We start from the raw sequence: 14,399 nt of genomic DNA on the forward strand, positions 1-14,399 counted from the left end.
ATGTCCCCTGCACTTGTCTTGCTGGTGTTGATTGCGCTTGGCGGCGCTGCGTGGTTCACCGCGCGCCGCCGGGCGCAAGCGCTTTACACCGGGCGCGGTTCGCTGAAAGCGATGCCGAATTACCACGGGCTGCACATGGCGCTGTGGGTGGTCCTGCCGGCCTTGATCGGCTGGGCGATCTGGAACGCGATTGCGCCGGGCCTGGTCTATGGGGCGATCCTGGCTCATCCGGCGGCGCAGCTGCTGCCCGCGATGGACATGGAGCGCGACGCGATCATCAGCGAAGCGCTGGCCGCGGCCCGCAACAACGGCTTTGGCGCGTTCCGCCCCGAAGCGGCTGCACTGACCGGCCCGGTCGCGGAGATTCTCGCGCGGTTCAGCTGGATCGGTGCGGGTCTGACCCTGGTACTGGCCCTGGCGGGCGGTGCTTTCGGCTATACCCGCGTGACCAAGGACTTCCCGGCGCGGACCAAAGTTGAGCGCGGCGTGCTGGGTCTGCTGCTGGCGGCATCCTGCGTCGCGATTGTCACCACGCTGGGCATCATCGGCTCGCTGGTGTTCGAAGCCTTCATCTTCTTCACCCACGTCAGCCCGATCGACTTCCTGTTCGGGACCAACTGGAACCCCGATCCCTTCGCGCCGATCAATGCCGAACTGGGCAAAAAGCTGGGCGCGGTTCCGCTTTTCTGGGGCACTCTGTTCATCGGTGCGATCATTGCCATGATCGTGGCTGTCCCGCTGGGCCTGATGAGCGCGATCTACCTGACGCAATATGCCTCGGCCGGTTTCCGCCGCTGGGTCAAGCCCGCGCTGGAGATCCTGGCCGGCGTGCCGACGGTCGTTTACGGCTATTTCGCCGCCCTGACCGTGGCGCCGCTGGTACGCGATTTCGCGGCCGCCATCGGCATTCCCAATCCCACCACCGAATCCGCCCTGGCGGCGGGCCTGGTGATGGGGGTGATGATCATTCCCTTCGTCTCCTCGATGGCCGACGATTCCATCGCCGCCGTGCCGCAGGCCATGCGCGACGGCAGCCTGGCCATGGGCGCCACCAAGTCGGAAACCATCCGCAAGGTGCTGATCCCGGCGGCCCTGCCCGGCATCGTCGCCGGGGTGATGCTGGCGATCAGCCGCGCCATCGGCGAAACCATGATCGTCTACATGGCGGCCGGTGCGGCTGCGCGCCTGTCGGCCAATCCGTTCGATTCGATGACCACGGTGACGTACCAGATCGCCCGCCTGCTGACCGGCGACGGCGACTTTGCCCACCCGGCCACGCTGTCGGCCTTTGCCCTGGGCCTGGTCCTGTTCGTGGTCACGCTTGCTCTCAACATCGTTGCCCTGCGCGTCGTGAAGCGCTTCCGGGAGGCTTATGAGTAATCCTGCATCCCAGTGGCAGTCGCCCGAAATGGCAAAGCGCCTGGCGCGGCGCTATGCGGCAGAGCGGCGCTTTCGCCTGATGGGCGTGACCGCGATTGGCGTGTCGCTGGCCTTTCTCGCGTTCCTGCTGTTCACCATGCTGAAGAACGGCATGGGCGGCATCGACTGGGCTTTCCTGACCGGTTCGGATTCCACCGACGCCGCCAATGCCGGCATCTGGAGCTCGTTCAAGGGCTCGCTGCTGACCATGGGGGTCACGCTGGTCCTCTCGTTCCCGCTGGGCGTGCTGGCCGCGATCTGGCTGGAGGAATTCGCGCCGCGTTCGCGCTGGGTGGAATGGATCGAAGTGTCGATCAACAACCTGGCTGCCGTGCCCTCGATCATCTTCGGCCTGCTGGGCCTGGCGATCTTCATCCAGCTGTTCGGAATGCCGCGGTCCTCGCCGCTGGTCGGCGGCATGACCCTGGCGCTGATGACCATGCCGGTGATCGTGATTGCCGCGCGCAACGCGATCCAGGCCGTCCCGCCCTCGATCCGCGACGCCGCTCTGGCTGTCGGCGCAAGCCCGGTCCAGGCGACCTTCCACCACGTCCTGCCGCTGGCGCTGCCGGGTATCCTGACCGGTACGATCATTGGCATGGCGCGCGCCCTGGGCGAAACCGCGCCGCTGCTGATCATCGGCATGCGCATGTTCGCTGCCAATCCGCCGCAGGGCATTACCGACAGCTCCACCGTGCTGCCGATGCAGATCTTCCTGTGGTCGGGCGAAATCGACCGCGCCTTTGTCCAGAACACCTCGGCGGCGATCATTGCGCTGCTTGTCTTCCTCCTCGCCATGAACGGCCTCGCAATCTACCTGCGCGCCCGTTTCGAGACCCGCTGGTAATCCCATGACCGAAACGAACCGAATCTCCGCCCGCAACGTCAACGTGTTCTACGGGGCGAAACAGGCCATCGACGATGTCTCGATCGACATTCCGTCGGACTATGTCACGGCCTTCATCGGCCCGTCGGGCTGCGGCAAGTCGACCTTCCTGCGCACGCTCAACCGGATGAACGACACGATCCCGGGTTGCCGCGTCGAAGGGGAAATCACGCTCGACGGTGAGGACATCTATGGCCAGTCGATGGACGTGGTGCAGCTGCGCGCCCGTGTCGGCATGGTGTTCCAGAAGCCCAACCCGTTCCCCAAGTCGATTTATGAAAACGTCGCCTATGGCCCGCGCATCCACGGCCTGGCCAATGGCAAGGCGGAAATGGACGCGATCGTCGAAAAGTCGCTGCGCCGCGCCGGTCTGTGGGACGAAGTGAAGGACCGCCTCGGCGATGCCGGCACCGCGCTGTCCGGCGGCCAGCAGCAGCGCCTGTGCATTGCCCGCGCCATCGCGGTCAGCCCCGAAGTGATCCTGATGGACGAGCCGTGCTCGGCCCTTGACCCGATTGCAACGGCCCGGATCGAGGAACTGATCGACGATCTGCGCGGGCGCTATGCCATCGTCATCGTCACCCACTCGATGCAGCAGGCGGCGCGCGTTTCGCAGCGCACGGCCTTCTTCCACCTCGGCAAGGTTGTCGAATACGGCCCGACCGAACAGATATTTACCAATCCGCGCGAAGAGCGCACCAAGGATTACATTACCGGACGTTACGGGTAAGGAACGAGCGATGGCCGAGCATACAGTCAAGGCATTCGATACCGAGATCGGCCAGCTTCGCGGGCTGATCGCGGAGATGGGTGGCCTCGCCGAAGTGATGATCCGCGATGCGGTCGACGCGCTTGCCCGGCGTGACGAGGCGGCGGCGGGTCTGGTGGTCGATACCGACAAGAAGCTGGACGCGCTGGAGGCCGAGGTTGACCGGCTGGCCGTGCGGGTGATTGCGCTCCGCGCCCCGATGGCGGACGACCTGCGCGACGTGATCGCGGCGCTCAAGATTTCCGGCGTGATCGAGCGGATCGGCGACTATGCCAAGAACATCGCCAAGCGCGTGGGCGATATCGAGGGCCGCTCGAAACTGGGGCCGCTGACCCTGATCCCCGCCATGGCCGAGATTGCCCAGGGCATGGTCCGCGACGTGCTCAACGCTTATGGCGCGCGCGATGCGGAACTGGCGGTGGAAGTGATCCACCGCGATGAAAAGCTCGACAATTTCTACGACAGCCTGTTCCGCAACCTGGTCGCTCACATGATGGAAAACCCGGCGACGATCAGCTCTGCCGCGCAGCTGCTGTTCGTGGCCCGTAATCTGGAGCGGGTCGGCGACCACGCCACCAATGTCGCCGAAATGGTCTATTTCGCGGCGACCGGCCTCTACTATTCCGAGCGGGAACTGCCCGGCGGGCAAGACAAGGTGATCTGATGCAGCCTTCGGTGCTCATCGTCGAGGACGACACGGCGCTGTCCGAACTGCTGCAATGGCACTTCAATTCCGAAGGCTATGACGTGCGCGCCACTGCCGATGGCGAGGACGCGCTGATCATGGTGCGCGAGGACTTGCCGGACCTGATCGTGCTCGACTGGATGATCGAATCCCTGTCCGGGGTGGAGGTCTGCCGCCAGCTGCGCAAGGCCAAGGACAGCGCCCGCGTGCCGATCATGATGCTGACCGCGCGGGGCGAGGAAGAGGACAAGATCCGCGGCCTGAAGACCGGCGCGGACGATTACCTGACCAAGCCGTTCTCGCCGCGCGAACTGCTCGCCCGGGCCGAGGCGCTGCTGCGCCGCAGCCGCCCCGCGCTGGCCGGGGAAATGCTGGCCTTTGCCGATCTGGAACTGGACCCGGCGGCGCACCGCGTGAAGCGCGGCGGTGAAGTCCTGCACCTTGGCCCGACCGAGTTCCGCCTGCTGCGCCACTTCATGGAAAAGCCGCGCCGCGTCCATTCGCGCCAGCAGCTGATCGACGCGGTCTGGGGCATGGACAAGGAAATCGACGAGCGCACGGTGGACGTTCACATCCGCCGCCTGCGCCAGGCGATCGAGCGGCCCGGCGGGACGGAGCTGATCCGCACGGTCCGCTCTGCTGGCTATTCGATGGACGACGCGGCCTGAAGGCCAGGGCTTGACCTGACCCGCCCGCCGCCGCAGCAGCGTGGCGATGTTGGCTTTCGCAACCGCTTTTGTCGCCGCCCTCTTGCTGGGCCTGGGCGCGCGCGACCAGATGCTGGTTGCGGGGCTGTCCCTGCGGCTCGGCAAGCGGCTTAGCCTGCTGATTATCGCACTGATGGCCTCGGCACTGACTTCGGCGCTTGCGGTCTGGGGCGGAGAGACGCTGGCTCCGCATGCGCCGCCTTTACTAGCCGGACTTGCCCTGCTGCTTGCCGGCCTGGAGATGATCCTGCGGCGGCCCGGTCCGGTGCCGGTGGAGCCGACCCGGTCGCTCGGCGCCATGGGCCTGGCCTTTGCGCTCGTGCAGATTTTCGACGCGGTCCGGATCGTCCTGTTCGGGCTGACCTTGGCGGCGGTGCTCCCCGGTGCGGCCATGTTCGGCGTGGTGGCTGGCGCGCTCGCTTCGGTAGGGCTGGGGTGGAGCAGTGGCAGCCGTCTGCTCTCTTTCCCGCTGCTCCGTTTGCGCCGGATTGCAGGCATCCTGCTTGGGGTGGGGGGAACCTTGGCGCTGATCCTGCGTTAATCGCTCTTGACGATCATTGTGAGCATTTCAATCGTCTGGAACGATTAGAGGTGCTGCGGTAAACCAAGGCCAACAAGGGAGACACCCCAATGACCAAGACCAATGCCCAGGCCGCGCTGACCGACAGTCTGAACCGGCTGCTGGCCGATTGCTTTGCGCTCTATCTCAAGACCAAGAACTTCCACTGGCACGTGCGCGGGCCGCAGTTCCGCGACCTGCACCTGCTGTTCGATGAACAAGCGGCGGAAATCTTCGCCCTGACCGATCTGGTGGCGGAACGCGTGCGCAAGAACGGTGCGGCGACGCTCACCTCGATCGGTGCGATTGCCGCGCAGAGCCGGATTGCCGACCAGGATGATGCCACGCTTTCGGCGGACAAGATGATTGCCGAACTGGCCGAGGACAACCGCACCCTGATCGCCGCGCTGCGCGAGGCCAAGGCCGCTGCGGGGGCCGCTGGCGACAATGCCACCGAAGGGGCGGCGGACGACTGGACCGACCAGGCCGAGCAGCGTGTGTGGTTCCTTACCTCGCTTCTCGCATAGCCCCCCTTTTTCGCATAGCATTGCACAGCCGTTCCGCCCGCGCGGCGCACCTGCTATCGCGCGGGGCATGAACACGGCTGACATCATCCCCGGCGCAAGCGACGCGCAGATCGCCACCTGGCTCCAGACGCGGCTGGGCGAAGCCCTTGGCGCCGCGAACGGAGAGGTGGCCATTACGATACCCGGCGGGTCCACCCCGTTCCCGATCCTGGCCGAACTGGCGCGCCTGGGCCTCGACTGGAGCCGCATCGCCGTCTGGCCGGGGGATGACCGGGTCGTGCCGGAAGATCATCCGGCCAGCAACGTCGGGCGCATTCGCGCGGCGCTGGAACCGCTGGGCGCCCGCGTCGTCGCGCTGGAGGAAGGGCTGGCCCCGCCGCACTTTGCCCTGGCCTGGCTGGGCATGGGCACGGACGGGCATATCGCCTCGCTGTTTCCCAATACCGATCCGCAGGCAGACGATCCGCAGCCCCTGCGCCGCCTGGTGCCCGATCCCCTGCCGCCCGAAGCGCCTTTCGCGCGGCTCAGCCTGACCATGCCCGCCCTGCTGGACAGCGATGCCCTGGTCTTCGTGATCCGGGGCGCGGAAAAGCAGGCCCTGTTCGAAGCGGCGCTGGCGGGCGAGCACGATTTGCCGGTTGCGCGGCTGCTGCACGCGGCGCATCAACCGGTGACATGCTTCACCTGATCCCACCCTCCCTTCACCGGACTGGCCTGCGGTTCGCACACGCCATACGCAAGCGGTGGTGGCGGCTGGCCAAAGTGCGCCTGAATGGCTGCCGGGTCCTGGCTTTCGACGCAGAGGGGCGGCTGCTGCTGATCCGCCATTCCTATGGCACCGGCAACTGGATGCTCCCCGGTGGCGGCATTGCCCGCCGCGAAAAACCGGTCGCCGCCGCAATGCGCGAACTGCGCGAGGAAACGGGCTGCGTGCTGGAGCGCCCCTTCGTCCATTCCGTGGCCGAGGAACCGCTGCATGGCACCGTCAACCGGGTCCACGTGATTGCCGGACTGGCCACGGGAGAGCCGCGCGCCGATGGGCGTGAAGTGATCGAGCTGGGATTCTTCGCCCGCGACGCCCTGCCGCAGCGGCTTTCGCCCGCACTGGCCGGGCAAATGGACGAACTGTTCGAAGCCTTCGGCCGGATTGCCTGACCGGGTTCAGGACTTCTGGGCTTCCTGAACCGCGGCAAAGGCGGCCTTGCCCAGGTCGGTGCAGGTGCCGAAATCCTTGCCGAGCAATTCTTCGGCAGCCCCTTCCTTTTCCAGCGACTGGGCCATGGCGCCGCTCTGGGCGAACACGTCCTGCTGGACCTGGCCGGGGTCCTTTTCCGCCATGGCCGCCGCCACGACGGTCAGCGCGGCGGCCTGCGCCACATAGGTTTCGGCCTGGGCCTTGACCGCCGCCTCATCCTTGTCCGGCCCGGCGCTGAGCACCTGGCCGAGCAGCATGTTGAGCGCCGCGCAGTGCGTCAGGCGGGGATAGGACATGTCCTCATCCTGCTCCTGCGCTGATGCCGCGCCGGACAGGTTCATGGAAATCAGCGCCGCAAGGACGGCCAGTGCGCGAAGCTTCATTTTAGCAAGTCCCTTGCCCACGGATGGAGGTCATCGCCTCTGTTGCCGGGACTTGCCCAAGCGGCCAGGACTAGAACCGATCTGCCGGTGAATTTCGACCAAGCGGCGCGCCTTGTCCATCCCATTTGCGCGGGCCTTGTCAGAACGGCAGCTCTGCCTGCCCTTTCGAGGCCGTGACGGGAGCGGGCGGCTCATCCTCTTCCAGCGCCGAAAGCGTGAGGCCGACCAGGCGCACCGGCTGGGCCAGGGGCAGCACTTCGCCCAGCAATTCGTGCCCGATCCGGGCAAGTTCCGCTTCGCTGGCAATCGCTGCGGGCAGGCTGCGCGAACGGGTGAGATTGGTGAAGTCCTTGTGCTTCAGCTTCAGCGTCACGGTCCGGCCCCTGGCCTCGGCGCGGGTGATCCGTGCCCAGGCGAGCGCAATGATCCGTTCCAGCACTTCGCGCAGGGCCGCGCCGGATGAAATGTCGCGGTCCAGGGTTCGCTCGGCCCCGACCGACTTGCGCGGGCGGTTTGCCTTGACCCGGCGCAGGTCGATCCCCCGCGCAGCGCGGTAAAGGTAATCCGCCTGGCTGCCAAAGTGCTGGCGCAGGAAGTGGATGTCGCAGGCGGCAAGGTCCGCGCCCGTCTCGATCCCCAGGCTGGCCATCTTTTCCGCACCGCGCGGCCCGATCCCGAAGAAGCGCCGCACCGGCAGGGCCGCGACAAAGGCCGCGCCTTCGCCCGGACGGATGACGCAGAGGCCGTCGGGCTTGTTCTGGTCGCTTGCCAGCTTGGCTAGGAACTTGTTGTACGAGACACCCGCGCTCGCCGTCAGCCCGGTTTCCTGCTTGATCCGGTTGCGGATCAATTCCGCGATGCGCGTGGCCGAACCGATCCCGCGCAGATCCTCGGTCACGTCCAGGAAGGCCTCGTCGAGGCTGAGCGGTTCGACCAGCGGGGTATAGTCCAGGAAGATGTCGCGGATCTGGTGCGAAATCGCGGTATAGACCGGAAAGCGCGGCGGACGGAAAATCAGCTGCGGGCACAGCCGCTTGGCCGTGACCGAGGGCATGGCCGAACGGCAGCCGAACTTGCGCGCTTCATAGGAACAGGTGGTCAGCACCCCGCGCGGCCCGTCGCCGCCCACCGCCAGGGGCTTGCCCCGCAGGCTGGGATCGTCGCGCTGTTCCACGCTGGCGTAAAAGGCATCCATGTCGACATGGATGATCTTGCGCAGGCCGGTGGCGCCATCGGCCTCGTCGTCGGGTACGGACAGGTCATCCATCGCTCCCTTCTACGCGCCGGGCCATGCATACGAAAAGAGCCTTGAAGAGGGCTGGCCATGCCGCGCTGGAAAGGCCATTGCGCCACTGTGCCTGCAAACCCTTCCGCATCGACGCCCCGGCACATCGGGGAACGCGAATTCATTGCCCTGATGGCGATGATGATGGCGCTGCAAGCGCTGGGGATCGACGCGATGCTGCCGGCCCTGGGCGAAATCGCCCGCGATCTGGCGGTGGCCGATCCCAACCAGCGCCAGTTGGTCGTGGGCGTGTTCCTGTTCGCGGCGGGATTCGGTTCGCTGCTCCCGGGATCGCTGGCCGACCGCTATGGCCGCCGCCCGGTCCTGCTGACCTGCTTTGCCGCTTATATCGTCATGGCGATCGGCTGTGCGCTGGTCAGCAGCTTTACCATGCTGCTGGTGCTGCGGGCGCTGATGGCCATTGCCAGCGCGGGCCTGGCAGTCCTGCCCAGCGCGATCATCCGCGACCGCTTTGGCGGCGACCGCATGGCGCGGATGATGTCCACGATCATCGTGGTCTTCATGTTCGTGCCGATGATCGCCCCCAGTTTCGGCCAGGCCGTGTTGCTGGTCGCCAGCTGGCGCTGGATCTTTGGCGGGATGGCCGCGATGGGCCTGGTGGTCGGCGCCTGGATGTACTGGCGGCTGCCGGAAACGCTCAATCCCGAATACCGCCAGCCGATCGCCCTGGGCAGCATTGCCCGCAACATGTGGGACACGGCCAAGGATCGCACGGCATTTGGCTATGCCATGGGCGGGGCCATGCTGACCGCCGCGATGTTCGGCTATATCAATTCCTCGCAGCAACTGATTGCCGAGCATTTCGGCGCAGGGGACAAGTTCCCGCTGATCTTCGCGCTGATATCGGCGGGAATGGCCGTGGCCAACTTTTCCAATTCGCGGATCGTGGAGCGGTTCGGCGCGCGCCGGGTCAGCCATGCCGCGCTGCTGGCCTTCATCGCGCTCAGCGCGGTCCAGGTCTGGCAGGCGTTCCAGCCCGGGGAGACGCTGTGGCAATTCGTGCCGCTCATGGCCGCGAACATCTGCCTGCTGGGCTTTATCGGAGCCAATTTCGGCTCCATCGCCCTGCAACCTTTCGCGCGGTTTGCCGGAGCGGCCAGCTCGTTCCAGTCGTTCCTGCGCATGGCGGTTGGCGCCTTGCTGGGCGGGCTGATCGGGCAGGCCTTCGATGGCAGCCCGCGCCCGCTGGTTTTCGCCTTTCTGGCAACGGGGCTTATCGCCTTGATCCTGGTGCTTTATAGTGAACGAGGCCGCCTGTTCCGCCGCCTGATCCCTCCCGGTCAGGCACGGCCGGTGGCCGAACCTGGGGTGCATTGAAACCGATGAGCGAAGTGTTCGATCTGGCCGTGATCGGCGGCGGCGTAAACGGAGCGGGGATTGCTCGCGATGCAGCGGGGCGCGGCGCCAAGGTGCTGCTGCTGGAAGGCGGGGACCTGGCCCAGGGGACCAGTTCCGCCTCGACCAAGCTGATCCACGGCGGGCTGCGCTATCTGGAGCATTACGAATTCGCGCTGGTGCGGGAATCGCTGGCGGAGCGGGAAGCGCTGTGGCGAATCGCGCCGCACATCATCCACCCGATGCGCTTCGTGCTGCCCTATGTCGAAGGGCTCCGCCCGCGCTGGCTGCTGCGGCTGGGCCTGTTCCTTTACGACCACATCGGCGGGCGCAAGCGGCTTCCTGCCACCCGCACGGTCGACCTGCGGCGGCACAAGGCGGGCGGACCGCTGAAGGGCGGTTTCTCGACCGGCTTCGAATATTCCGATGGCTGGGTCGACGATGCGCGGCTGGTCGTGCTCAATGCCAAGGACGCGGCAGAGCGCGGCGCGGCCGTGCACACCCGCACCCGCGTCACGTCCGCGCGGCGTGAGGACGGCCTGTGGCGGATCGAGGCGGGGAACGAGATTTTCCACGCCCGCGCCCTGGTCAACGCCGCCGGACCGCGCGTGCTGGAAGTGGAGCGGATCGCCGGGGACGCGCCTGAATATGCAATGCGGCTGGTGCGCGGCAGCCATATCGTCGTGCCGCGCCTGTTCGATCACGACTATGCCTATTTCTTCCAGCTGCCCGATGGCCGCATCTTCTTCGCGATCCCCTATGAGCGGCACTATACCCTGATCGGGACGACCGACGTCGATCACGATTCCTCGCTCGACAAGGTGGAGGCCAGCGCCGAGGAAATCGCCTATCTGTGCGACGGAGCGAGCCGCTATTTTTCCAAGACCGTTACGCCCGCAGACGTGGTCTGGACCTATTCCGGCGTGCGCCCGCTGGTCAGCGACAACAGCGGCAAGCCGGAAGAGGCGACGCGCGGTTACCGGCTGGAATTGTCCGGGGCCGGGGAAGGAGCACCGCTGCTCTCGGTCTATGGCGGCAAGATCACCACCTATCGCCACCTGGCGGAGGAAGCGGTGGACCTGATGGCAGCGCGCCTGCCGGCGCTGTCAGGCAAGGCCTGGACGCGCAAGGAAGCGCTGCCGGGCGGCGACTTCGCGATTGACGGCCTGCCCGCCCTGATCGCCAGCCTGCGCCAGGAATTCCCCTTCCTGTCCGCCGACGATGCCGACCGGATCGCCCGCGCCTATGGCACCCGCGCGCGCGCCTGGCTCAGCCAGCCGCAGGGCCGCGATTTCGGCGGCGGCCTCAGCCAGGCCGAAGTCGATTACCTGGTCGCGCAGGAATGGGCGAAGACCGCCGAAGACGTGCTGTGGCGGCGGACCAAGCTGGGCCTGCGCCTCAACGCGCAGGAGCAGGCGGCGCTGGCAGAATACCTGGGCGGCTGATCAACCAGCCAGCAAGGGCAGGATGATCGAGGCGGTCGTTCCCTGCCCCGGAAAACTGGAGATGTCGAACCGGCCGCGGTGCCGTTCGACGATGTGCTTCACGATGGCCAGGCCCAGGCCGGTCCCACCTGCGGCGCGGCTGCGCCCGGTGTCGGCGCGATAGAACCGCTCGGTCAGGCGCGGCAGGTGTTCGGGCGGAATGCCCTCACCCTCGTCATGCACGGTGATCGCCACGCGGCCCGTCGGCGTCGTTTCCAGCGAGACTTGCACCGGCGCATCGGACTTGCCGTATTTCAGCGCATTGTCGATCAGGTTGCGCAGGACCTGGGCGAGCTGCCCCCGGTCGCCCGCCACCATGGCGCGCTGGGCATTGCTGGCCAGAACCACCTCGCCCCGTTCGCGCACTTCGCCGATGGCTTCCTTGGCCAGGGCGACCATGTCGACAGGATCGGTCGGGGCATCGTGCTTCACCGCCTCGATCCGCGACAGGCTCATCAGGTCCTCGACCAGGGCACGCATCCGCTGCGCCTCGTGCCGGATGATGCCCAGAAAGCGCTTGCGGGTCGCTTCGTCGCCGCCTGCCTTGGGATCTTCCAGAGTTTCGACATAGCCCAGGATCGCGGCGAGCGGCGTGCGCAGTTCGTGGCTGGCATTGGCGACGAAATCGGCATGGGCGCGGGCCACGCTGACGCGGACCGACAGGTCCTCCAGCAGGACCAGCCGCTTGTCCTCGTCAAGCCTTTGGCATGTCAACTGCCAGCGGCTGCCGGGGACCGAAAGCCCGTCGATCCGGATCGGAACCCCTGCCGGGGCCAGCACCTCGGCCAGCGCCTTGGGATCGCGGATGGCGATGCGCACGTTCTCGCCCACCACATGCGCGCCGAGCAATTCGCGCGCGGCGGCATTGGCGAACGTGACCTGCCCCTGATCGACCAGCAAAGCCGGGGACGGAACATGTTCGAGCAAGGCCTGGCCGGAACGAGTCATGTCCCAGGAATAGCCGAACCCGTCCACGCAACAACCCCGAAACTTAAGCAGGCGTGCAGAACGAGATAAGTCCGTCGGCCAGCGGCTTGGCTGCTTCCAGCGGGGCAAGGTGTCCCGCATCCAAATCGAGGTGCGCCGCGCCCGGAATGGCGCTGAGCAGGTGCTCGCCGTGTCCCGTGAAGGGCGTCGAGGCATCGCGGCTGCCGGTGACGACCAGCGTGAGGCAGGCAATCGCAGTTATGCGCGAGATCAGGTTCATGTCGCGGATCGCCGCCGCGCAGCCGTTATAGCCCGCCGGGTCCATGGAAAGCAGCTGGCGGCGCACCGTTTCGCGGATGGCCGGTTCGGCCAGGTCAGAGAGGAAGCGGCCCATGGCAAGGTCGGCAATCCCGCCCATGCCCTTGGCCTTGATCGTGGCGATGCGGTCGTTCCATGCCGCCGCGTCCATCGTAGCCGAGGTGCAGACCAGGGCAAGCCGCTCCACCCGCTGCGGCGCGCGCAGGGCGGCTTCCATCGCGATCATCCCGCCCAGCGAAACGCCCGCCACGGCAAATCTGTCCAGCCCCGCCGCCGTGGCGACGGACAGCACGTCGTCAGCCAGCTGGGCCAGCGACCAGTCGCCCGGATAGGCGGTGGACGCGCCGTGCCCGCGCGTGTCGATCCGCAGCAGGGCGAACCGGTCCCGCAGGAACGGCAAGACCGGCTCCCACAGGTCCATGTCGGTGCCGATGCTGTTCAACAGCACCAGCCCCGGCGCCTGGTCACGGCCTTCGCGTTTCCAGTAAAGCTGCGCATCGTAGAACGCGGTGAAGGGCATGGAACTGCCTCAGGCCGCGACTGGCAGCGAAAGCGGCGCGCCGGTCTTGGCGACGACTTCGGCTTCGCTCACGCCGGGGGCGCGCTCCACCAGGGTCAGGCCGCCGTTCACCCGGTCGACCGCAATCACGGCAAGGTCGGTGATGATCAGGTCGACGCAGGCCTTGCCGGTCAGCGGCAGGGAGCATTCGGGCAGGATCTTGGGGCTGCCGTCCTTGGCCACGTGATCCATGACCACGACGACGCGCTTCACGCCCGCGACCAGGTCCATCGCGCCGCCCATGCCCTTCACCATCTTGCCCGGAATGGTCCAGTTGGCGAGGTCGCCGCGCGCCGATACTTCCATCGCGCCCAGCACGGCCATGTCGATATGGCCGCCGCGGATCATCGCAAAGCTGTCTGCCGAGGAGAAGAAGCTGCTCGTCGGCAGAGCGGTGATCGTCTGCTTGCCAGCATTGATCAGGTCGGGATCGACTTCATCGTCATAGGGGAACGGCCCGATGCCCAGCATCCCGTTTTCGCTTTGCAACGTCACGTTGATCCCGGCGGGAACGTGGTTCGCCACCAGGGTCGGAATGCCGATGCCCAGGTTGACGTAAAATCCGTCGCGCAGTTCGCGGGCCGCGCGGGCGGCCATTTCATCACGGGTCCAGCCCTTGGTTGCGGAATCCATCAGACGGCCTCCCTTTCGCGCACGGTGCGCTTTTCGATGCGCTTTTCGTTGATGGTGGAAAGCACCACCCGGTCGACATAGATGCCGGGGGTGTGGATGCAGTCGGGATCGAAAGTGCCGGCGGGCACGATCTCTTCGACTTCGGCCACGGTGACCTTGCCCGCCGTCGCCATGTTCGGGTTGAAGTTGCGGGCGGTCTTGCGGAACATCAGGTTTCCTTCCTCGTCCGCGCGCCAGGCCTTGATGATCGAGAGGTCCGCCCGCAGCCAGGTTTCGCGGACATATTCCTCGCCCTCGAACACTTCGACCGGCTTGCCTTCGGCGACGACCGTGCCGACCCCGGTCTTGGTATAGAAGGCCGGGATGCCCGCGCCGCCCGCGCGGATGCGCTCGGCCAGGGTGCCCTGGGGATTGAGTTCCAGTTCCAGCTCGCCGGACAGGTACTGCGTTTCGAACAGCTTGTTCTCACCCACGTAGGACGAGATCATCTTGCGGATCTGGCGGCTTTCCAGCAGCATCCACAGGCCGAAGCCATCGGCCCCGGCATTGTTCGAAATGACCGTCAGGTCGCGCACGCCAGAGGCGCGGATTTCCGGGATCAGGCTTTCCGGATTGCCCGACAGGCCGAAACCGCCCGACATGATGGTCATGCCATCGCGGAGCAGGCCGTCCAGCGCGGCGGCGGGGGTAGCGTAAATCTTGCTCAT

17 protein-coding genes are annotated in these 14,399 nt (G+C 66.4%); 11 read left to right on the forward strand and 6 right to left on the reverse strand.

Features of this window, described 5'->3' with window-relative positions; genetic code table 11:
- The 9 genes from pstC (at position 1) to ACQKOE_RS09470 (ending at position 6,707) form a co-directional block, all read left to right on the forward strand.
- Positions 1–1,380 (forward strand): phosphate ABC transporter permease subunit PstC, encoded by a 1,380-nt coding sequence (gene pstC / locus ACQKOE_RS09430; protein ID WP_427512556.1) that lies wholly within the window; start codon positions 1–3, stop codon positions 1,378–1,380.
- A complete protein-coding gene (gene pstA, locus ACQKOE_RS09435; protein WP_427512557.1) occupies positions 1,373–2,266 on the forward strand; it encodes a phosphate ABC transporter permease PstA in 894 nt (297 codons plus the stop codon). The genes pstC and pstA overlap by 8 nt, the downstream gene beginning before the upstream one ends.
- 4 nt (positions 2,267–2,270) lie before the next feature.
- A complete protein-coding gene (pstB, locus tag ACQKOE_RS09440) occupies positions 2,271–3,035 on the forward strand; it encodes a phosphate ABC transporter ATP-binding protein PstB (protein ID WP_427512558.1) in 765 nt (254 codons plus the stop codon).
- Between the two features lie 10 nt (positions 3,036–3,045).
- Positions 3,046–3,738 (forward strand): phosphate signaling complex protein PhoU, encoded by a 693-nt coding sequence (phoU, locus tag ACQKOE_RS09445; protein WP_427512559.1) that lies wholly within the window; start codon positions 3,046–3,048, stop codon positions 3,736–3,738.
- Positions 3,738–4,427 (forward strand): phosphate regulon transcriptional regulator PhoB, encoded by a 690-nt coding sequence (gene phoB, locus ACQKOE_RS09450; protein WP_427512560.1) that lies wholly within the window; start codon positions 3,738–3,740, stop codon positions 4,425–4,427. Before phoU ends, phoB begins: the two co-directional genes overlap by 1 nt.
- Before the next feature lie 46 nt (positions 4,428–4,473).
- The gene (locus tag ACQKOE_RS09455; RefSeq protein WP_427512561.1) at positions 4,474–5,007 is read left to right on the forward strand and encodes a hypothetical protein; all 534 of its coding nucleotides are present in this window, start codon (positions 4,474–4,476) and stop codon (positions 5,005–5,007) included.
- 89 nt (positions 5,008–5,096) lie between these two features.
- Positions 5,097–5,552 carry a Dps family protein gene (locus tag ACQKOE_RS09460; protein ID WP_374588814.1) on the forward strand — a complete coding sequence of 152 codons (456 nt, stop codon included), beginning with the start codon at positions 5,097–5,099 and terminating at the stop codon, positions 5,550–5,552.
- 67 nt (positions 5,553–5,619) lie between these two features.
- On the forward strand, positions 5,620–6,240 hold the full coding sequence (locus ACQKOE_RS09465) for a 6-phosphogluconolactonase (protein WP_427512562.1): 621 nt from the start codon (positions 5,620–5,622) through the stop codon (positions 6,238–6,240).
- Entirely contained in the window at positions 6,228–6,707 is a 480-nt protein-coding gene (locus tag ACQKOE_RS09470; protein WP_427512563.1) for an NUDIX domain-containing protein, read from the forward strand. The genes ACQKOE_RS09465 and ACQKOE_RS09470 overlap by 13 nt, the downstream gene beginning before the upstream one ends.
- 6 nt (positions 6,708–6,713) lie before the next feature.
- On the opposite strand, the gene ACQKOE_RS09475 is transcribed toward ACQKOE_RS09470, so the two are convergent.
- Together ACQKOE_RS09475 and dinB are read right to left on the reverse strand one after the other, a co-directional pair.
- A complete protein-coding gene (locus ACQKOE_RS09475; protein WP_427512564.1) occupies positions 6,714–7,130 on the reverse strand; it encodes a hypothetical protein in 417 nt (138 codons plus the stop codon).
- Between the two features lie 139 nt (positions 7,131–7,269).
- The gene (gene dinB, locus ACQKOE_RS09480) at positions 7,270–8,397 is read right to left on the reverse strand and encodes a DNA polymerase IV (RefSeq protein ID WP_427512565.1); all 1,128 of its coding nucleotides are present in this window, start codon (positions 8,395–8,397) and stop codon (positions 7,270–7,272) included.
- Between the two features lie 87 nt (positions 8,398–8,484).
- On the opposite strand from dinB, the gene ACQKOE_RS09485 reads away from it, so the two are divergent.
- Both ACQKOE_RS09485 and ACQKOE_RS09490 read left to right on the forward strand, forming a co-directional pair.
- A complete protein-coding gene (locus ACQKOE_RS09485) occupies positions 8,485–9,753 on the forward strand; it encodes a multidrug effflux MFS transporter (RefSeq protein WP_427512566.1) in 1,269 nt (422 codons plus the stop codon).
- A gap of 5 nt (positions 9,754–9,758) precedes the next feature.
- Positions 9,759–11,216: a glycerol-3-phosphate dehydrogenase gene (locus ACQKOE_RS09490; protein WP_427512567.1), complete on the forward strand. Its 1,458-nt coding sequence runs from the start codon at positions 9,759–9,761 to the stop codon at positions 11,214–11,216.
- Here ACQKOE_RS09490 and ACQKOE_RS09495 read toward each other — a convergent pair whose 3' ends face one another.
- From ACQKOE_RS09495 to ACQKOE_RS09510, 4 genes are read right to left on the reverse strand one after another with little or no spacing between them, the layout of a single operon-like run.
- Positions 11,217–12,203: a sensor histidine kinase gene (locus ACQKOE_RS09495; protein WP_374588829.1), complete on the reverse strand. Its 987-nt coding sequence runs from the start codon at positions 12,201–12,203 to the stop codon at positions 11,217–11,219.
- A 43-nt stretch (positions 12,204–12,246) separates the two neighbouring features.
- The gene (locus tag ACQKOE_RS09500) at positions 12,247–13,020 is read right to left on the reverse strand and encodes an alpha/beta fold hydrolase (protein ID WP_427512568.1); all 774 of its coding nucleotides are present in this window, start codon (positions 13,018–13,020) and stop codon (positions 12,247–12,249) included.
- 9 nt (positions 13,021–13,029) lie between these two features.
- Entirely contained in the window at positions 13,030–13,692 is a 663-nt protein-coding gene (locus ACQKOE_RS09505) for a 3-oxoacid CoA-transferase subunit B (protein WP_427512569.1), read from the reverse strand.
- Positions 13,692–14,399 carry a CoA transferase subunit A gene (locus ACQKOE_RS09510; RefSeq protein ID WP_374588835.1) on the reverse strand — a complete coding sequence of 236 codons (708 nt, stop codon included), beginning with the start codon at positions 14,397–14,399 and terminating at the stop codon, positions 13,692–13,694. The genes ACQKOE_RS09505 and ACQKOE_RS09510 overlap by 1 nt, the downstream gene beginning before the upstream one ends.

Origin of the sequence: Novosphingobium sp. NPDC080210 (assembly GCF_050281025.1) — a bacterium.
Taxonomy (GTDB): Bacteria; Pseudomonadota; Alphaproteobacteria; order Sphingomonadales; family Sphingomonadaceae; genus Novosphingobium.

Bases quoted from the DNA above. Each gene is read 5' to 3' on its own strand.
- ACQKOE_RS09460 (WP_374588814.1), top strand. From the start codon at position 5,097: ATGACCAAGACCAATGCCCAGGCCGCGCTGACCGACAGTCTGAACCGG.
- dinB (WP_427512565.1), bottom strand. From the start codon at position 8,397: ATGGATGACCTGTCCGTACCCGACGACGAGGCCGATGGCGCCACCGGC.
- pstC (WP_427512556.1), top strand. From the start codon at position 1: ATGTCCCCTGCACTTGTCTTGCTGGTGTTGATTGCGCTTGGCGGCGCT.
- ACQKOE_RS09500 (WP_427512568.1), bottom strand. From the start codon at position 13,020: ATGCCCTTCACCGCGTTCTACGATGCGCAGCTTTACTGGAAACGCGAA.
- pstA (WP_427512557.1), top strand. From the start codon at position 1,373: ATGAGTAATCCTGCATCCCAGTGGCAGTCGCCCGAAATGGCAAAGCGC.
- ACQKOE_RS09465 (WP_427512562.1), top strand. From the start codon at position 5,620: ATGAACACGGCTGACATCATCCCCGGCGCAAGCGACGCGCAGATCGCC.
- ACQKOE_RS09455 (WP_427512561.1), top strand. From the start codon at position 4,474: ATGTTGGCTTTCGCAACCGCTTTTGTCGCCGCCCTCTTGCTGGGCCTG.
- ACQKOE_RS09475 (WP_427512564.1), bottom strand. From the start codon at position 7,130: ATGAAGCTTCGCGCACTGGCCGTCCTTGCGGCGCTGATTTCCATGAAC.
- phoB (WP_427512560.1), top strand. From the start codon at position 3,738: ATGCAGCCTTCGGTGCTCATCGTCGAGGACGACACGGCGCTGTCCGAA.
- pstB (WP_427512558.1), top strand. From the start codon at position 2,271: ATGACCGAAACGAACCGAATCTCCGCCCGCAACGTCAACGTGTTCTAC.
- ACQKOE_RS09505 (WP_427512569.1), bottom strand. From the start codon at position 13,692: ATGGATTCCGCAACCAAGGGCTGGACCCGTGATGAAATGGCCGCCCGC.
- ACQKOE_RS09470 (WP_427512563.1), top strand. From the start codon at position 6,228: ATGCTTCACCTGATCCCACCCTCCCTTCACCGGACTGGCCTGCGGTTC.
- phoU (WP_427512559.1), top strand. From the start codon at position 3,046: ATGGCCGAGCATACAGTCAAGGCATTCGATACCGAGATCGGCCAGCTT.
- ACQKOE_RS09510 (WP_374588835.1), bottom strand. From the start codon at position 14,399: ATGAGCAAGATTTACGCTACCCCCGCCGCCGCGCTGGACGGCCTGCTC.
- ACQKOE_RS09490 (WP_427512567.1), top strand. From the start codon at position 9,759: ATGAGCGAAGTGTTCGATCTGGCCGTGATCGGCGGCGGCGTAAACGGA.
- ACQKOE_RS09495 (WP_374588829.1), bottom strand. From the start codon at position 12,203: ATGACTCGTTCCGGCCAGGCCTTGCTCGAACATGTTCCGTCCCCGGCT.